General features: G+C 60.3%; 18 protein-coding genes. All 18 read right to left on the bottom strand.

Annotated elements, in window-relative coordinates; genetic code table 11:
* Window positions 1-216: 216 nt before the first annotated feature.
* Complete coding sequence (locus tag AKL28_RS24990) at window positions 217-360, bottom strand: hypothetical protein (protein ID WP_231602305.1); 144 nt, start codon at window positions 358-360, stop codon at window positions 217-219.
* Between the two features lie 16 nt (window positions 361-376).
* Complete coding sequence (locus AKL28_RS01875) at window positions 377-646, bottom strand: hypothetical protein (RefSeq protein WP_050466370.1); 270 nt, start codon at window positions 644-646, stop codon at window positions 377-379.
* A complete protein-coding gene (locus tag AKL28_RS01870; protein ID WP_050466369.1) occupies window positions 643-1,089 on the bottom strand; it encodes a D-Ala-D-Ala carboxypeptidase family metallohydrolase in 447 nt (148 codons plus the stop codon). The genes AKL28_RS01875 and AKL28_RS01870 overlap by 4 nt, the downstream gene beginning before the upstream one ends.
* Complete coding sequence (locus tag AKL28_RS01865) at window positions 1,086-1,337, bottom strand: DUF7940 domain-containing protein (protein ID WP_050466368.1); 252 nt, start codon at window positions 1,335-1,337, stop codon at window positions 1,086-1,088. Before AKL28_RS01865 ends, AKL28_RS01870 begins: the two co-directional genes overlap by 4 nt.
* A gap of 148 nt (window positions 1,338-1,485) precedes the next feature.
* Entirely contained in the window at window positions 1,486-4,326 is a 2,841-nt protein-coding gene (locus AKL28_RS01860) for a glucosaminidase domain-containing protein (protein ID WP_082221327.1), read from the bottom strand.
* The gene (locus AKL28_RS01855) at window positions 4,247-5,455 is read right to left on the bottom strand and encodes a hypothetical protein (RefSeq protein WP_156226212.1); all 1,209 of its coding nucleotides are present in this window, start codon (window positions 5,453-5,455) and stop codon (window positions 4,247-4,249) included. The genes AKL28_RS01860 and AKL28_RS01855 overlap by 80 nt, the downstream gene beginning before the upstream one ends.
* Window positions 5,456-5,472: 17 nt before the next feature.
* Window positions 5,473-6,216 carry a hypothetical protein gene (locus AKL28_RS01850; protein ID WP_050466365.1) on the bottom strand — a complete coding sequence of 248 codons (744 nt, stop codon included), beginning with the start codon at window positions 6,214-6,216 and terminating at the stop codon, window positions 5,473-5,475.
* Between the two features lies 1 nt (window position 6,217).
* Window positions 6,218-6,718: a hypothetical protein gene (locus AKL28_RS01845; protein WP_231602304.1), complete on the bottom strand. Its 501-nt coding sequence runs from the start codon at window positions 6,716-6,718 to the stop codon at window positions 6,218-6,220.
* A gap of 12 nt (window positions 6,719-6,730) precedes the next feature.
* Window positions 6,731-7,450, bottom strand: coding sequence for a hypothetical protein (locus tag AKL28_RS01840; protein WP_050466364.1), 720 nt, complete (start codon window positions 7,448-7,450; stop codon window positions 6,731-6,733).
* Window positions 7,447-7,863 (bottom strand): hypothetical protein, encoded by a 417-nt coding sequence (locus tag AKL28_RS01835; RefSeq protein ID WP_050466363.1) that lies wholly within the window; start codon window positions 7,861-7,863, stop codon window positions 7,447-7,449. Before AKL28_RS01835 ends, AKL28_RS01840 begins: the two co-directional genes overlap by 4 nt.
* Entirely contained in the window at window positions 7,863-9,269 is a 1,407-nt protein-coding gene (locus AKL28_RS01830; protein ID WP_231602303.1) for a hypothetical protein, read from the bottom strand. The genes AKL28_RS01835 and AKL28_RS01830 overlap by 1 nt, the downstream gene beginning before the upstream one ends.
* 2 nt (window positions 9,270-9,271) lie before the next feature.
* On the bottom strand, window positions 9,272-9,976 hold the full coding sequence (locus tag AKL28_RS01825; RefSeq protein WP_050466362.1) for a phage adaptor protein: 705 nt from the start codon (window positions 9,974-9,976) through the stop codon (window positions 9,272-9,274).
* Complete coding sequence (locus AKL28_RS01820) at window positions 9,973-10,854, bottom strand: hypothetical protein (RefSeq protein WP_050466361.1); 882 nt, start codon at window positions 10,852-10,854, stop codon at window positions 9,973-9,975. The genes AKL28_RS01825 and AKL28_RS01820 overlap by 4 nt, the downstream gene beginning before the upstream one ends.
* A gap of 2 nt (window positions 10,855-10,856) precedes the next feature.
* Entirely contained in the window at window positions 10,857-11,120 is a 264-nt protein-coding gene (locus AKL28_RS01815) for a hypothetical protein (protein ID WP_050466360.1), read from the bottom strand.
* Between the two features lie 14 nt (window positions 11,121-11,134).
* Window positions 11,135-11,503 carry a hypothetical protein gene (locus AKL28_RS01810; protein ID WP_050466359.1) on the bottom strand — a complete coding sequence of 123 codons (369 nt, stop codon included), beginning with the start codon at window positions 11,501-11,503 and terminating at the stop codon, window positions 11,135-11,137.
* A complete protein-coding gene (locus tag AKL28_RS01805) occupies window positions 11,503-13,644 on the bottom strand; it encodes a LamG-like jellyroll fold domain-containing protein (RefSeq protein WP_050466358.1) in 2,142 nt (713 codons plus the stop codon). Before AKL28_RS01805 ends, AKL28_RS01810 begins: the two co-directional genes overlap by 1 nt.
* Window positions 13,645-13,650: 6 nt before the next feature.
* On the bottom strand, window positions 13,651-14,091 hold the full coding sequence (locus tag AKL28_RS01800) for a hypothetical protein (RefSeq protein WP_174525321.1): 441 nt from the start codon (window positions 14,089-14,091) through the stop codon (window positions 13,651-13,653).
* A 61-nt stretch (window positions 14,092-14,152) separates the two neighbouring features.
* A complete protein-coding gene (locus AKL28_RS01795) occupies window positions 14,153-15,202 on the bottom strand; it encodes a phage major capsid protein (RefSeq protein WP_050466357.1) in 1,050 nt (349 codons plus the stop codon).
* Window positions 15,203-15,360 lie beyond the last annotated feature (158 nt).

The raw sequence follows: 15,360 nt of genomic DNA, 5'->3' as shown, positions 1-15,360 counted from the left end.
ATTCGAACCCACGGTACGGGAAACCGTACGCCTGATTTCGAGTCAAGGTAGCGAATCCTGCGCAGCCCTCAAAGCCGCATGGCTCTGCATTTGTTGCTTTTGCATCAAGTGCGCAAACGGCCCTGTTTGCGCCCAGTTGGGCAATATTTCCCCCACAAGCAAGCGGCGGATTATACGCGTCGGAATGGGTTGCGCAAGTTGCAACAATACAACGCGCTATTTCTTCTGGCTGGTCGGCTTCCATCCGCACCGACCAGCGCCGGCAAGATTGTGCGCCAGGATCTGGTCAGCCGTCCCATCCGTCAGCTTGTCCTGCTTGCTGATGTAGATCGGTTTGGCCCAGGCGCAGCTGTTGTCCACGATCACCGGCGCCGGATTAATCGCGGGACCATTCGTCGCGCAGCCGCTGACCAGACTCACCAGGGTGGCCGGCAATAGTATTTTCCACATCGGTACGCTCCTTTGCCGCATTGGCACCCGATAGGGCGGCAGCGGCGTTTTGTTCTGCAACTTTTTGTTTAATTTCAGCAACTTCTTGCGCAGCCTGGGCTTTGGTCTTGTCGGCGCCCTGCTTGAAGAAAAGGGCCGCGATGGCGCCGATGGCGGCCAGCAGATAGGGCCACGCCTTGAGGATGATGTCGATCACAGTCCGCTCCCATAGGTTGTGCCGCCTGCGCTGAATTTGGCGGTCAGAACTTGGCGCCGCGGCTTCTGACCTTCGGCGGCCAGGCCGATATGTACCCATGTGCCTTCCTGGATCAATTGATCGAACTCCAGGCCCAGTGAATCCAGGCGCTTGCAGATAGCCAGCGGTGTGCCGAAACCGGGGCAAATGAAATCGGCGGCCAGGCCCTGCATGTGGGCGCTAGTCTTGGAACCGCCGACCGCTTCATTCAGTGCCGGTGCACGATAGCCGGAAGACACCAGGATCGGCTTGCTCCCCAGCAGCACGCGCACACGCTCCAGAAGTTGAGCGATACGCGTCAGGTTCTTGATGATGGCTGCCGAGGGCGTGTTGTCGATACCACGGCGCGCGGCCGTCTCGCTGGCGGTGAGCTCGGCCAGGCTGAAGTGGTCAGTCAGGTTCATGGCGTCGGCCCCTTCCGCTCGATCCTGGTATAGCGCAACGCCAAAAAGGCGCAGGCCAGCACCAGGTAACCGATGGTCTGCTTGACGCTGGTGGGCAGGTAGCCCTTCAGGTCATCCGGCACCATCCCCCATGCCTGGGCAATCTGCGGCCCGACCGACGCCAGCAAGGCCACGGCCGCCGAGAAGCGCACGCTGCTCTTGCGGTGCAGCTCTTGCCAGCCCTCGGCCAGTCCGATGCGGAATTTCATTTTTATCACCTCCCGGCAGCATTGAAGTCCATAATTTGCGTCACTATGGCTTCCTGCTCCGGCGCAGGAGGATTTTTCTAAACCACATCAAAAGAACATGGAAAACAGTGGCACCCTCTTCGGCATGAATCCCATTTTTCTGGGCTATTTAGCGGCGTCCATCATCCTGGCTTGGTGGAATTCCCGCAGCGGGAAATAGTGCGCTGTATGCCACCGGCGAAGTCCACCGCAATGCACGGGCAGCCTGATTGACCGCCGTAGGCTGTACGAGCGCTGGCGGCACGCGCTGCGCCGCCGCTGATGCAGCCGACCCCGCCCCATTCTGGTACGCTCCGCGAATTGCTCCGACAATCGTGGTGCCGATACCTAAAGGCAATGACCTGCTGGCAACGGCATTCAAGAAATCCATGCCGCGGCCCAGCACCAGCGCGCCAGAGTTCGAGTTATTGACGGCGCTGCCGACGGGCTGATGAGCCATATAGCTACCGACGCGGCCAATGGCCCTCAATTGCTCAATTTCATCGGGCGAAAAGAACGCTGCCAGCTTCTGCCCACCGATAGCCTGTAGGGCCTTGTTGTAGTTCGATGCACTGAAATTCCCCACTTCGTCCGCGGCGCCGTTCAGCGCCCTGCCCTTGAGCCAGGATGCAATATGCGCCCGGATGGTGTCGCCTACGGCCGGATCGGCGGCAATGGCTGTACGCATCGCCTCCACGTCCCTTGCCTTGGCTGCCGAGCCGATCAGGTACCGCTGCATGAACTGGTCAGGCGTGGCCGTGCCATCGTAGACCGCCTGAAGTGCCGGCGTATTTTCCACCTGCTGCATAAACGAACGGTTTGCCGAGCGGGCCTGATTGAAGGCCTCCACGGCCTGCTCGCCAAGGTCTGGAACGCGAGGAATCGCCGGCAGGTTACCAGGATTGACTGCGCGCGCTCCGGCGGCCCCCGTTTGTTGGCCCAAGCCAAGGACGGGCGTATCGTCCAATGCTCGGCGTACCACGCCGAGCGCCATGCGGGTCTGCCCATCTTGGCTGGCGCGCTGCAGGTTCCCGATACGGGTTTTCAACTGCTCCGCATAATCCACCGTGAATGGCACCTCGCCCTGCGCAATGCGATTCAAGTGATTGCGCACGTCGGCGGGCAGCGCGCCGCCCAGTAGCGCGTCATCCAGTGCCTGCGAAGCACGTTGCGTAAAGGCGGCACCATCGAGTGGAAAGCTCCGGCCGGCACTGTCGCGCGCCGCCGAATACAAGTTGTTGATGTTGCCGCGCTGGGTGTCGACGTTCCGCTGCAAGGCATCGATGACGCGCTGGCCGGCGGCATAGGCATCATCAGCCGTGTTCGCGCCGGCATTATTCAGCGCGCCAATCAGCGCCGAATTGTTGCTGTTCTGGACGCGCGCTAGCCCTTGCAGCCCTTCGTCGCTGGCGTTGGCCCCGATTTTCGCCAAGTTACGTTCCCGTGTGATCTGCACAGGATCGAGCGTCAACATGCCGCGCGTCGGCGTCGCGCCTTGCACGCGGCCAAAGTCCACCAGCCGGCGTAGCGCGTCTCCGCTCAAGTCGCCACCGGTTCGCAGCGCCTGACCGGCTTCCTCCCGCACCATCTGGCGCACGCGCTCTGGTACCGCGCCCCAGTCCACCCCCGACCTGTCCATGACCAGCCTAATCTGCTGCTCGACCTCTTGTGTGCTGGGCGGGCTCAACCGGTTTGCAACCGAGGATACGGCGCGCGTGCCCTGCTGGGTGGCCAGCGGCGCAGCAAGACCGCCAATCAGCGACGCGATGGCCTGGGCACCCTCTCCGCCGCCAGCTTCGCGCACCGAACCACCAGCGCCACCGGCGCCGGCCGCGGATGCAATCTGCTGGCCTGGGTTGCTCCCCAATGTTTGCAGAACCGTCCTGGTTACGCCGGTCGCGCCACGCGCCAGGGCGTTGCTAGTGCCAGCCAGACCGCCGGCACCCGCCATCGAACGGGCAATATCACCCACCACTCGCTCATTCGCGTTCGTCGGTTGCGGCAAGCCCAGCCCCGAGGCACCGCGAGATGCCAATTCCTCGGCAGGAACGGCCTCAGGCAGGCCCAACGCGCGCAACGCGGGATTGACAACAACCCTCCGTAACGGCTCGGTGAAGAGGCCCACGGCCCGCCCAAGTCCCTCCATTCCGTATCGAGCCGTCAGGCCAACTTGGCGGGGGATGTCCATCAGGGCATCACCGACCTGCTGTACGGCTGCGCGCTCGGGCTTTACCGCCGGCACGGGTTGCTTGGCGGGAGTTGGTGTGGCAGGCTTCGCTGCAGGCGCATCTGCAAAAATGTCGGCAAAGGGATCAGCGCCAGCCGGAGCAGCCTGGCGCGGCGCCGCACCAGGTGCTGTTGGTGCTGGTGCCGGTTCCGCAGCAGGTGCTTGTGCCGCCGGCTTGGGCATATCCGCAAAAATGTCATCGAACCTGTTGGCAGGCAATTCGCCGGCTTGTGCCGAGGGAAACAGGAAAGACGTGAGCTTGTCACCCAAGCGGCGCACCGTACTGGCGGCGCCGGCAACCTTGGGAATATAGGCAGGATCCTCGGCATAGCCGCCAAACTTCAGCGCACGCGCAAACTTCACCGCGTCATTTCCGACGCCGACCGCCTGCGGATACTTCTGCTGGATCAGGTTCACGTAATCGTCCATGAAGGCGTCGGGCGTGGCGTACTGCCGGTAGCGGTCGGCGGAGCCGGTCATGTTGTCACGCGCCGCCACGCCGCCGCCGGAGAAGTCCTTGATGTTGCCCAGGTTGTTCGTTCCTGGCACCACCGAGCGCCCCCACCCAGTTTCCAGGCCAAACTGCCCCAGAAGAATAGATGGATCCACGCCCAGCGTACGCGCGGCGCGCGCGGCGCTTGGGCCATATTGCTGCACGAATTCGTCAGGGGTTGCCATGGGCCGGCTCACTGAAAAGAGGATTGCGCTGCGACCAGGCGGAAAGACGGGTAAAGAATCCATCATCCAGGCGCCCGCCGTTGCGTTCCTTGTACGCCTGGGCCATGTTCGCTACCTGCTGGTCGCGCATGGCCAGCTTTCGATGCCGGTCGATGATCGACTGGCGACCAGCCGCGGATTGGGTGAGCTGTGGCGAGGTTGCTTGCAAGAACGCCAGATCGCGGTCAGAAAGCGCGCCTGGCAGCTGGTTTGCCCCGCCGGCATTCTTCAGCTTCAGGGCGAATTCATTGAACAACGCCTCGGCGGCCTGCTTGTCGCCCAGCTTCGGGTCGATGGGGATACCCAGCGAGTTCCCGATGGAGGCTGCGCTCATGGCCATGCCCGTCAGACGGCCGCCATCGTAGTTGCCCACCAGTCGCTCCATCTCGGAGAGATTGCCCAGGGTGGCCGGCGCCTGCATGCCAGCCTTGCGGATGGAGTCCTCCGCTGCGACCATATCCTTCGCCTTGTTCTCGTCGTAGGCCTTGTTGTAGCTGGCTGCCGAAGGTGGCAGCGGCGCGCCATCGGGCAGCGTGACGGGCATGGCGGTGCCGGTGCGCGTGTCGATGACCACGCCGCGCGTGGCGTCGAAGTTGCGGCCAGACTGCGCGGCCTGGCCGGCCTGGGCGGTGCGCAGGTTGTTTTGCGCCTGCTGGCCCTGTTGGAACAGGCCGGCCATGCCAGGATTGCCCACGCCCACCGCGCCAGTTCCCTGATTCACCGTATAGCCGGTATCACCCACCGGGCGGAACGGCTCGTAAGTCTTTCCTTCCACCGCGGACGTTCCCATGTTGATCTTGGTCGGGTCGGTACCGGGATCTCCGATATTGTTCAGCACGCGGTCGCGGAATTGGTATTTCTGCATGTCCATGGCGTTGCCACCGAACTTGTCGGCATCGCCGCCGGCCTGGAATGCCGCGGCGGCGCCAGGTCCATACAGGGCGGAGATGCTTTTGAGGAACCCAGGATCTTGCCGCAATGCTGATAGGCGCGCGCCTTCGTTGGCATCCACGCCATACTTTGCCGTCTGCGCGCCAATCAAGCCGGCTTGCATCTGGGCCTGCTGTTTCACATCGCCACCAAGCCCCACAGCCTGAATTGCCTTGCTCAAGCCGGAAGAAAGGCCACTTGCGAAATTTCCGTCGATTCCTGCCATGTCATCACCTACGAGAATTAGGGCCAACCAAAAGAAGCTGGAGCCTTGAAACCAAGACCTCCATTCGTGAAATTCGCGCCGACTTTAGGTGCCTGACCGGCCCATACATCTGCCGTAGTTCCGGCAGAAGAAGCGCCGCCGGCAGTGGATGCCCCCGAGAAGCCACCCATCAGCCCAACGCTGCCCAACGTCTGCGCCAGGCTACCGGCCAGCGTTAAACCGCCATCGGGGGTTCCCGCCAATTGCGCTTCCAGTTGGCCGACGCCCTGGCTACCCTGGCTAAAATTCTTGAGGCGATCGATCTGTTGCCCCGTCGCCATCATGTTCAGGGCTTCATCCTGCCGCAGCCGGTTCGCGCCGGTGATCTTGCCCATGATGCGCGCCAGCGCCTCGGCGGACTTCATCTGCTCGGCCTGCGACTGCGCGCGTGCCGCGGTGTAATCCTGCGACACGCTACCCTGTACGGCTGACTGCGCTTGCATCCCAGGCTGCGCTTGCTGAACTGGCTGCAACAAATCATCGGTCACCTGCTGCTCGATCTGCTGCTGCCGGTTCTGGCGCTGCTCGGGGTCGTAGTCCTGCACTCGATCGAGGGCGACCTTCTCCGCCTGCTTCTGATAATCCTGCTGGCGCTGCAATTCCGACTGAATCTGCTGCCGTTGACGGCTGGCCGCATCCTGCTGCGCCTTGTACTGCATGGCAGCGCCTGCAACCATTGCCGCGATCGCGGCCATCGTGGTTCCGCTAATTGCCCCAGCCATATCACTCTCCTGTAATCAGGGTCTTATCGCCGCCGAGACGATGCGTCATCAGCATTTCGTATTCATCGGTAAATTCCTGCTCCGCCTCCCCTACGGAACCTGCCTTCGATGGGAAGAACATCGTCATGTCGACATCGGTGTGCGCCAAAAAAACCTGCTTGCGGCCGGCGCTGCCGGGCAGCACGTTGTAGCCGCGCAGTTCGATGGTTTCCTCGCCAATGAACACCGCGCAATCGCCGGCAACGATCAGCACCGTTGGGATCTTCAACAGCGCGCCGGTCAGCACCGTGCCAGCCGACATGTGCAAGGTGCGTGCATACATGCCGCCGTGGATCAGGTGCGCGGTCGGGAATTCGACTTGCTCGCACTGCTCCAGCGACAATGCCTCCAGCCGGCGAACCTTTTCGATGGCCGCCGGCGCCATCGCCGGCAGGCACGGCGAAACCACCGCCAACTCGGCAGGCTGCGGCGCCGTCAATGCCCGGGATTCAATATCAGCCATGCTTTTCCCCACTTATTGAGTACCGCCGTAGGAACTACGCGTATTGCCGTTGGTCACGCCCGGCTGGAAGTTGGTATACGGCGCCAGACCAGCCTGTACGCCTTTCTGCTGCTGCCCGTACAGGTAGGCATTGGCAAGGTCACCGAACAGGTTACCTACCGTGGCGCCAGAGCGCGCAGAAGATGCATTCGCTGTATTGGCATCCAGCTGCTGCAATGCCAGTTGCCCGGCGGCGCCGGTATCGATGCCGGACTGCGCCATCGAAATCAGGTTCTGCCGCGCGCGCTCGTCCGAGGTTTGCAGATCGGCCGCCGCCTGGTCGCCAATACCTGCAGCTTTGACCAGGCCCTCATTTGTGCGGCGCGTGAGTTCGGCGTTACTGTCGATGTCTGCGCTGCCACCCAGCAAGCCGGCACGGGCTAGGCCAAAACGGTTAGCGCGTTCAGCCTCCCCAAACTGGCGGTTCACGTCTTGAGTGTTCAGGTCATACACTGCCTGTTTCTGCTGGCCATACAGTGCGTCCCGGTTGGCGCTGTCGAAAATCTGGCTGATGCGATTGGTGGCATCCGCAACGCGCTGCTGCCGCTGGTTTTCCATCTCACGCGCACCGCCATCGTCGCCGCCGCCTCCCTTGTGCGGCCGCAGCTTTCCGGCCCTGTCGGTGGGCCATGCGTTGAGAGCGGGGCCGCTGAATTCCTGGGCGAGTTGGGCGAGTTGATCTTGTCGGGTCATAGTTTGCTCCTGATGGTGCGGTAGGTTTCCTCAAATCCGTATTTCGCCAGCAGCCGCGCCATCGCCGGGCTGCAACTGGCTTGTATGTGCGTCGCGCCAGCCTCTCGCGCGTATTCCCGCAGCGCCGGCCAAAACGCCTGCATGACCGCCGGTAGCTGCTCGCCGGCCAGCGCAACCACATTCATCACCGTGTACTGCGGGTAATGGATGAACTCCAGAGCCACAGCCAGGACGGGGGTATTTGCAAGCAGCGCTACGCCTACGATAATCCGCCCCTCGCCCGCCAAGCGCTCCAGATCCTGCACCGTGAATTCTCCCTTGGCCGCCTCGTTGGTGACGCGCTCAAATAGGTGTCGCACACGGGGGAATTCTGCGGCGGTTTCGCTGGGGCCGCGGAGAAATATCGATTCCATCAGACAGCCCCCAGGCTTTCGTAATAGATGGTGGCGGCGTCGACACGGAAAGGCTTGCTCGACAGGTTACGCAGAATCAACGAAAACTCGGTACCGGATACCTCGATCGGAATGATGCCGCCGGGGCGCGTATTGCCGCGCACGCGCACCGGCGGCGTGACCGCATCTGGGTAGCGCACGTCATAGCCCAGTGAAACCGTACATTCGCCATCAACTACCATATCCACGCCCACGACTCGCTTGAGTTGCCCCGGCGCCTTCAAATCCATATAGGGAAGCTGCACCAATACTTCGAAGCTGGAACCGTCATCGGTATAGGCGTCGGCGGTGAAACGATAAATATCGTCTCCGCTGCGGAAATACAGCTCCCCGGCCAACTCGGCGGTCGCATCAACCTGAAAAGGAATGCTGTAGCGCGACCATGCTGCGATCTTGGCTGTGCGCGACACGGAATAAACATAGAGTTCGCGGCCGACGACGCAAATATATTGCCCCGTGCCATAGTGGAAAAAGGCTTGCGGCACAGCCTCGGTTTGCCGAATCTCAGGAACCACGATGGAATCGATGGGGCTGCCCACGTCCACATCGGCAAGATTGTTGGTGTACTGCAAGGTCGTGATCGACCGGAAACCGAAGTCGGCCAGGAAATAGAGGTCGCCCGACACGTTGCGCACAGTGCGCGGAAAGCTGGTGCCGACGTTTTCCACGCGGTCGGTCAAGCTCATTGTGGTGGGGTCAACATTCTGAACATCCCATATTTGCAGGCCATCGCGCGACAGCACCACCAGGCTGGATTTATACAGGCCCAGGGCGTTGGCGCTACGGTCACCGCTGAATTGCAGGCCAGTGGGAAGAAATCCGGCATCATTGGCCGCAGTCCAATCCCTAGGGCCCGACGCCTTGCAGTAGCGCACCGTGGAACCATCGCCCGCGCCGGCGGCGAAGATGCGCGAAGCAGTCTTCATGACAGCCTTGGTATGCGGGCAGTTGGTATCCGTAATCGCGGTCGTGGCCGATCCATCGAGATAGTGGTGCTTTACAGTGCCATCGGCATATTCGACAGCCGTATAGATATAGGCGTTGAACGTGTCGGCAAACCACACGTCCTTGACTGGGCGCTCGCCACCTGGATGCGCAACCTTGTGCGCGACAAAGCGCGTGTCAGCGTGAGAAAGACTTCCCTGCCCATAGAAAGTATTGAGCTTCCCCAGGCCGGCAAACAGCCCTTTCGTGCCAGATTCCAACGTCGTCACCTTCGCCAGACCTGGGCGCTTTTGGGTTGCCAGCCCGGTGGTGACATAGGCATTCTTCATTTCCAACAGGCGGTTGGCGTCAGAGACGGATGCTCCCTTGCGGCGATCAATGCCCAAATCGAAGCGGTCGAAAGTAATAGCGCGGATAGCCATGCTCACACACGTAAAGAAAAATTTCCGTTGCCGTCGGTGACCACCTGGGGCTCGCGCGGTTGGTCATGGGTCGCAAAATAACGGCGATTCTCATGCTGCGCATCCTTGTATTTCGCCAGCATTCTTTCGAATGTCTGCCCGGCCACCTGGGCATCGGGGTGACGGTAGTGGGCCTTGGCGACGCCAAGGGCATACTGGAACAGCAGTCGCCACGGCACGCTCGGACGGTCCTGATCCTGCTCGAAACGTGCAATGGGGGCTGTGTATTCGATGATGAGGGGATATGCGCCGCCAGGAATTGGCCACAGTTCCATCTGGCCATTCAACGTGTCGTAACGCAAAGGAAAGTCCCGCAGGTCGGATTGCTCACGATGACGTTCGGTGATGCCCTGGATCAGTGGATCTCGGCGCGTGTCACCGACCATCACCCAAATAGAGAAAACATGACTTGGGTCGATATTTTCATCCTCAAGATCGTTGTGCCAGTCGTACAAGTAGGAGCCGGGCGAAAGCGTCAAAATGCATTTCTTTCGCATCCCAGAGGCGTCCACCTCGCCGGCGATAAATTCATGGGCCTCCTGCAGGATGTCGTTCAGCACGTCCCGATTGTTCTCTGCGGCCGGGCCCTGCACGGCGAAACCCAGGCGCGCGCGAAGCCGGCGACGCAGTTCGCCCAACGTCTTGTTGCGTTCCTCGAATCCGTTCATGCCGTAGTTACTCCGATTTGAAGTTGGTTATTCACCACCGCCAGCGTGACCGTGATAGTGGTCTTCCCGGTCAGGCTGGCTTGCGCCGAGCCGACTGCGACACCGGCCAACTTGCCAGCCGCCGCGCCGGCAGGATCGAACAGCAAACCAATGTCCGTGCCGTTCGCCAGCTTCACGCCAGTATTGGTTGCCCCGGCGCCATTCGTTACGAGAGAGGCCAGTTCCAGGCTGGCAAGTTGCGGCTTACTCGCACCGTCATCCAGACGCAAGCGGGTATTTGATGCGGTCAGCCGAAGGGGCGCGCCCTGGAATTGGAACAGTGGTGCGGCCACGCTCTGGGATGCGGAGAACGACAGCGCAGATAATGGGCCATTCATCGACTGGCTAATGGTTACGTCTTTGCGCACCGTCAACGAATAATCGACCGTGGCTTGCGGCCCAGTTTCACCTTGAGCACCTGGATCCCCCTTGCCAAATGGGTAGCCAGGCGACCAATCGGCAATAGCCTGCGAGAGCTTGAAATACACCAAGCCTTGATCCATCGCCAGGAAGCTGAATGCTTTGGGGCGGCCATCGAAATATGATCGTTCTGCGATCAGGCCGCGAGCATCTTCCCATGCGCCGGATGGATTCACCACGGCACCACCAGAACTGGCCACGCCCAGCAATTGCTTCACGTCATCTGCCAGCGTGGCGGTGCTGACGATGCCTTCCTTCAGGGTGCCATCGTCTCCCTGAATCTCCGCGGCATTACTGCGCAGCGCGTTGATGGATGTCGATACCGCATCAAACTCGGAATTCAGCGCAGCATGGTCGGTACGATCAGATGTATTGTCCAGAAAGTTCTTGGAACGGCTATAGGCGGGTGCAGCACTCATGCTCAATGCCCTCCGAATTTGGTGATACCTGCCCATATCGCACCCAGCACAGCGGCAACCATGATGCCAATGAACACCAGAATGGTGTGATCCCTGGCTTTATCTGCCGTCCGGCGCATCCGGCGCCCAAAACGCAAGTCCTCGCGGAATTCTTCGACGGACTCCGGCTTGTCGACATCAACCCCCAAGATTGCAAATACCTTCTTTACGGCACGGTCGGCTGCCTCTTGGCAAGCTGGAGTGTCGCAGTTCTGAGAATCTCTCATGTCGTTGTTCTCTTTCAGATCGTATATTGGGCTGCTTGCCGGAACAGCTCGTCGACATCCTCATTCGACAGCCCAATCGCAGAGGCAAGCGCAGCCACGAACGGGCTGGCACGCTCTACTGTCGCTGAATAGGCCCAAGCCAGCTGGGCCTCTCCACCAGCCGCCGCGGCAGCCTGGTCGACCGCATTCAGCAAGCCGGCCGCCAGAAGAGCACGGCGCGCCTGCAGCGGTGTGACTGCTGTCGGCACAGGCGCCGGAGACGCCTGCCATGCTTGCCCATCCCAGCCAGCGTTCGGATCTGGGCGCTGTGGCACTTCTTGATCGTGATGGCTGATCTGGTCACCCTCGTAGTAACCGATTTCCGAATTGATGTAGCAACCCATTACCATCCCCTCTTGGCGATTACGCGGTATTTCCAGTTGGCTGAAGCTAGCCCAAAAGCATTACCCGAAGTTTTGCTTACGGCAGCAAATGCCGCGGCATTGCCAGTTGTGAATGTGATGTTATTGCGCGTCTTTGCTGGCGACAGCGGATAGTTGGAGGAAGAACCGCCACCACAAAGCCCCTCCGCAATGATGTCACCGACTGAAAAGCCATGTTCCGCCGCCATGCACTCAGCTTCGATCGAAACACGCACACCAATTGCGGTGCCTATGTTGTGCGCCTTTGAGATCGTCAGGCCGGCGGCTGGAAGCGGATAGGTATCGATGCTTACGTACCCGCCGTTCGATGCATAATTTACTACGCTCGATACAGCGGACGCGGAAGCTACTGCCTCGCCGACGTAGACGCGTTTTTTAGCGGTGAAGGTTGGATTTACTCCGGCAGCAGTAGATGGAGCCGTCACCTGATACATCGTCATATTCGGAATGCTGAAAAAGTCCGAGGCATATCCAACCGCGGTAATGTTCGGTGCGGCAACAGGAACCGAATACCCCGTGCCATTGGGGTTCGCGCAATACGGCAGGAACTCGAATTTATCGATGTACCCTGACAAGTATTGCCCTATTCCAGACAGCACCGCTAAGCTAACGCGGTCAATCGGGCAAATCTTCAAGCCGGATGCAACTGAATAATCCAAGGCACCGTTGATGTAGCAGAAATATTTTCCAGCTACAGGATCATAGGTAATTTCCAGATAGTTCCAGGTGTTTGTCGAGACAGTGAGTGCCCCTGTCGCAGTACTTCCACCTGAAATATCATCCGTGCTTCCGGTTGAAGAGAGGTTGTACAGCATCTTCCCAGCTGTTCCGAGACGAGCTGCAATGCCGTAGTAATTAGAGGCGACGCCGGCGTTAATTACGGTTTGATTTGTCGCATTGGTCAATGCATAGAACCAGCAACGCAACGTCCAACCGCCGTTTCCCAGCGTCTTGATGTTGCTTGTGTAAATAGATTCATTCGTACCGTTCAAGGAATTGGACGCGCCGCTTCCACCGAGTGCGCCAGATCCAAACTTGACCTGGTTACTCTGGATCTTGGCCGCCCCGCCAATCACCCAGGTGTTGCCGAAGTCGTCAAGGAAGACATTCGATCCGGCGGAGCCGCCGAACTGGAGCAGCGCTTGCGCCGCTTGGTTATAGCTGTAGCCATATTGAACTGGCGCCAGCGTCGCACCCCAAGCCACCGAGGTCGGCCCGACATAATCCTGGTAGATGTAAGACAGGTTGCTCGCGGCCAGACCGGACACTACGCCCGTGGCGTCAGCCGAAAGGGTTGCGATGTAATCGGCGGCGCCTTGTGCGAACGCGGTGCGCATCGGCATGGCCGCGGCCGAGAGGTTCAAGGCTCGACCGCTACCGGCAGAAAGCATACTGGCGTATCCGCTTGAATTGATGACTCCCTGCAATACGGTTTGGCGTACCTCACGGCTGGCATTGACAGCAGTATCTATATAGGCGGTGCTGGCTGCGCCGTCATCATTGGTGCCTGGCATGGCGGTACCAACTATCGGACGTACGGTGAATTCCTTTTCCCCCTCGACTATCTCGTCGCCAGCCAAACCGACAGCGGAGATATCGGCGCGGACTTGAGCTGACGCCCTGAGTTCATATCCAGACTCATCGGCTTTCACTCTTAAAAAATTCTGAGATTTTCCGACGATGGACGGCAAACTGACCGAGGCTGCCGCCACTGCTGCATCGGCAGCACTATTTCCAGCAGCCACCATGCTGGATGCGGCGGACGCCTGGCTTGCTGCAGCAGCGGTAGCAGCATCCTGCGCAGCTATCGCAGCAATGTTTGCGTCTCCTGCGGCCTGCTGGGCAGCCACCACGCTAGCGCTGACATTGCCTGAGAATTCCGTGTAGAGGTCTTCTTTCAGGGCCTGGGCCAAGGCATCCTTGGTAACAAGGCCATCTTTCAGCCCCCCGTCATCGCGCTGGATTTTGGCGAGATTCGACCGCAGGCCATCGGTGGTTCGCGCCACCGCATCAAACTCGTTGTTGATGGCCTGGTTGTCGGTTTGGTCGGGATCATCCGCGCCAAAATCCTTGGTACGCTGATAACGAGGGGGCTGTGACATGGCCTTTTACTCCTGTGCGCCCGATTCGGCGCCGGCTGCTCCCTCACCACCAGCGGATGCACCGCGGCGACCGCGCGGCCGGCCCTCGCCCGATTCGGCGCTGGCCGCTTCGTCGGCCTTGGTCAGTTTGGAGACGACCGCATGCAATTTCTCGATAGCGGTATCCAGGCCGCCGCCAGCTTTCTTACCGTAGACCTGCTCCACGTACGAACCTTTTTCGTCGCCGCCATATTTCGCGCTCAAACGTTCGTATTCGTCTTCGGGCATGGGATGCTTGCCGGCCACGTCTTCGGGGCGCAGGTTCTTCACGTCCAGCACCTTGCCGTCATGAGTGTGGACATTTTCCTGGCCAAACAGGCTTTGCAAAATGGCGACTTCGTGCGCGCGCACGGTCACCGGTGTAGTGGTATGCGGATCGCGCCGCACCTTGGCATGAATGACGTACATGAATGGATTCTCCAGATGAAAAAATTCCCCGCAGCCAAATGGCCGCGGGGCAAGGCCACACTCACGCGATAGCGAGGACCGAATGCGCGTTGGACTGCTTGATAGCCAGCACCAGGCGCAGCGAAATCATGAAAAACATCGACAGCACGTTGTGCGGGCGCACGGGCGAAACGATATCCATGCCGTCGTCGCGCAACTCCAGATGGCGCGAGTTGAGGAAGTAGCACCGCTTTTCCCATGGCACCGTCGGAGAGTCGAGAGCATCCAGGGCCTCGAAGGTCGGATCCCAGATGATCGGCACGCCCTTGAAATACAGACCGGTTTCCACGCCCTTACCGGTGCCGATATCCAGGGTCTTGACGGCGCCGGCGTTGGCGTTCTGGGTAATCGTCACCGTGCCGGCATAGGCATCCACGAATGCCGAGCCGGCCAGGATGAAATCCGGCGCCGACTGGCCGGCGCGGATGCACTTGCGCCACTGTGCTTCCATCGCGTTCTTCAGCGCGCCCGACGTGCCGGTGGCGATCGCCAGGACAGCGTTGTTGCGCCAGTACGTCGCGGTCGCACGGTCCAGGCCACCGACAATACCGGTGGTCGGTGCGGTGGCCACCAGGGCATCCAGACCGGTAATGGCGTCCGTGCCGCTGGATCCATCACGATGCAATTCGAGGTCGAGCTTTTCCTCGAAGCCCAGGCGGAACGCTTCGCGCTGCTCGTCCAGCAGGTTGGTAAGCTGCACGGCTTCGTTCTGGTCGAGCTTCACCGAACCGCGTTCACCCTCGACCACTTTGATGCCGTTGCCGAACAGCGTGTCATGGCTGATGGTGAAAGCATCCACGCAACGGCGCCACGGGAAGCCGGCTTGCGCCAGGGTGTCGCGGGTGTTGAAGTTGACGGTGGCAGTGCCATAGGTCCACGAAAAATTGGAACCATAGGCCTTGCGAACTTGAAAGATCACGTTCTGCTTGCCACCCAGAAGCTGCTTGCGCCGCTCCATGAGTTTTTTCAAGAGGGGATGCGCGGTACCGATCTGGTCGACCGGCATGTTGCGCACGTATTGATCGAGGGAAGACATGCCAAGGGTGGCAAGGTCAGGGGCGGAAATAGGCATCGCTGCTCCAAGAATGAAAGTTGATAAAGCCAACTTCCACACCGGTCCAGCACACCAAGCTGGGATTCCTCGCATTCGTTCTGCCGGCGCGACCTCGGCTACTGCGACTTGAACGGTTCGAGTGGTGCTACCGGACGCGACCCCGGCGATGCAGCGAC

Origin of the sequence: Herbaspirillum chlorophenolicum (genome assembly GCF_001189955.1) — a bacterium.
GTDB classification, from domain to species: domain Bacteria; phylum Pseudomonadota; class Gammaproteobacteria; order Burkholderiales; family Burkholderiaceae_D; genus Herbaspirillum; species Herbaspirillum chlorophenolicum.
This window is presented reverse-complemented; position numbering and strand designations above follow the sequence as displayed.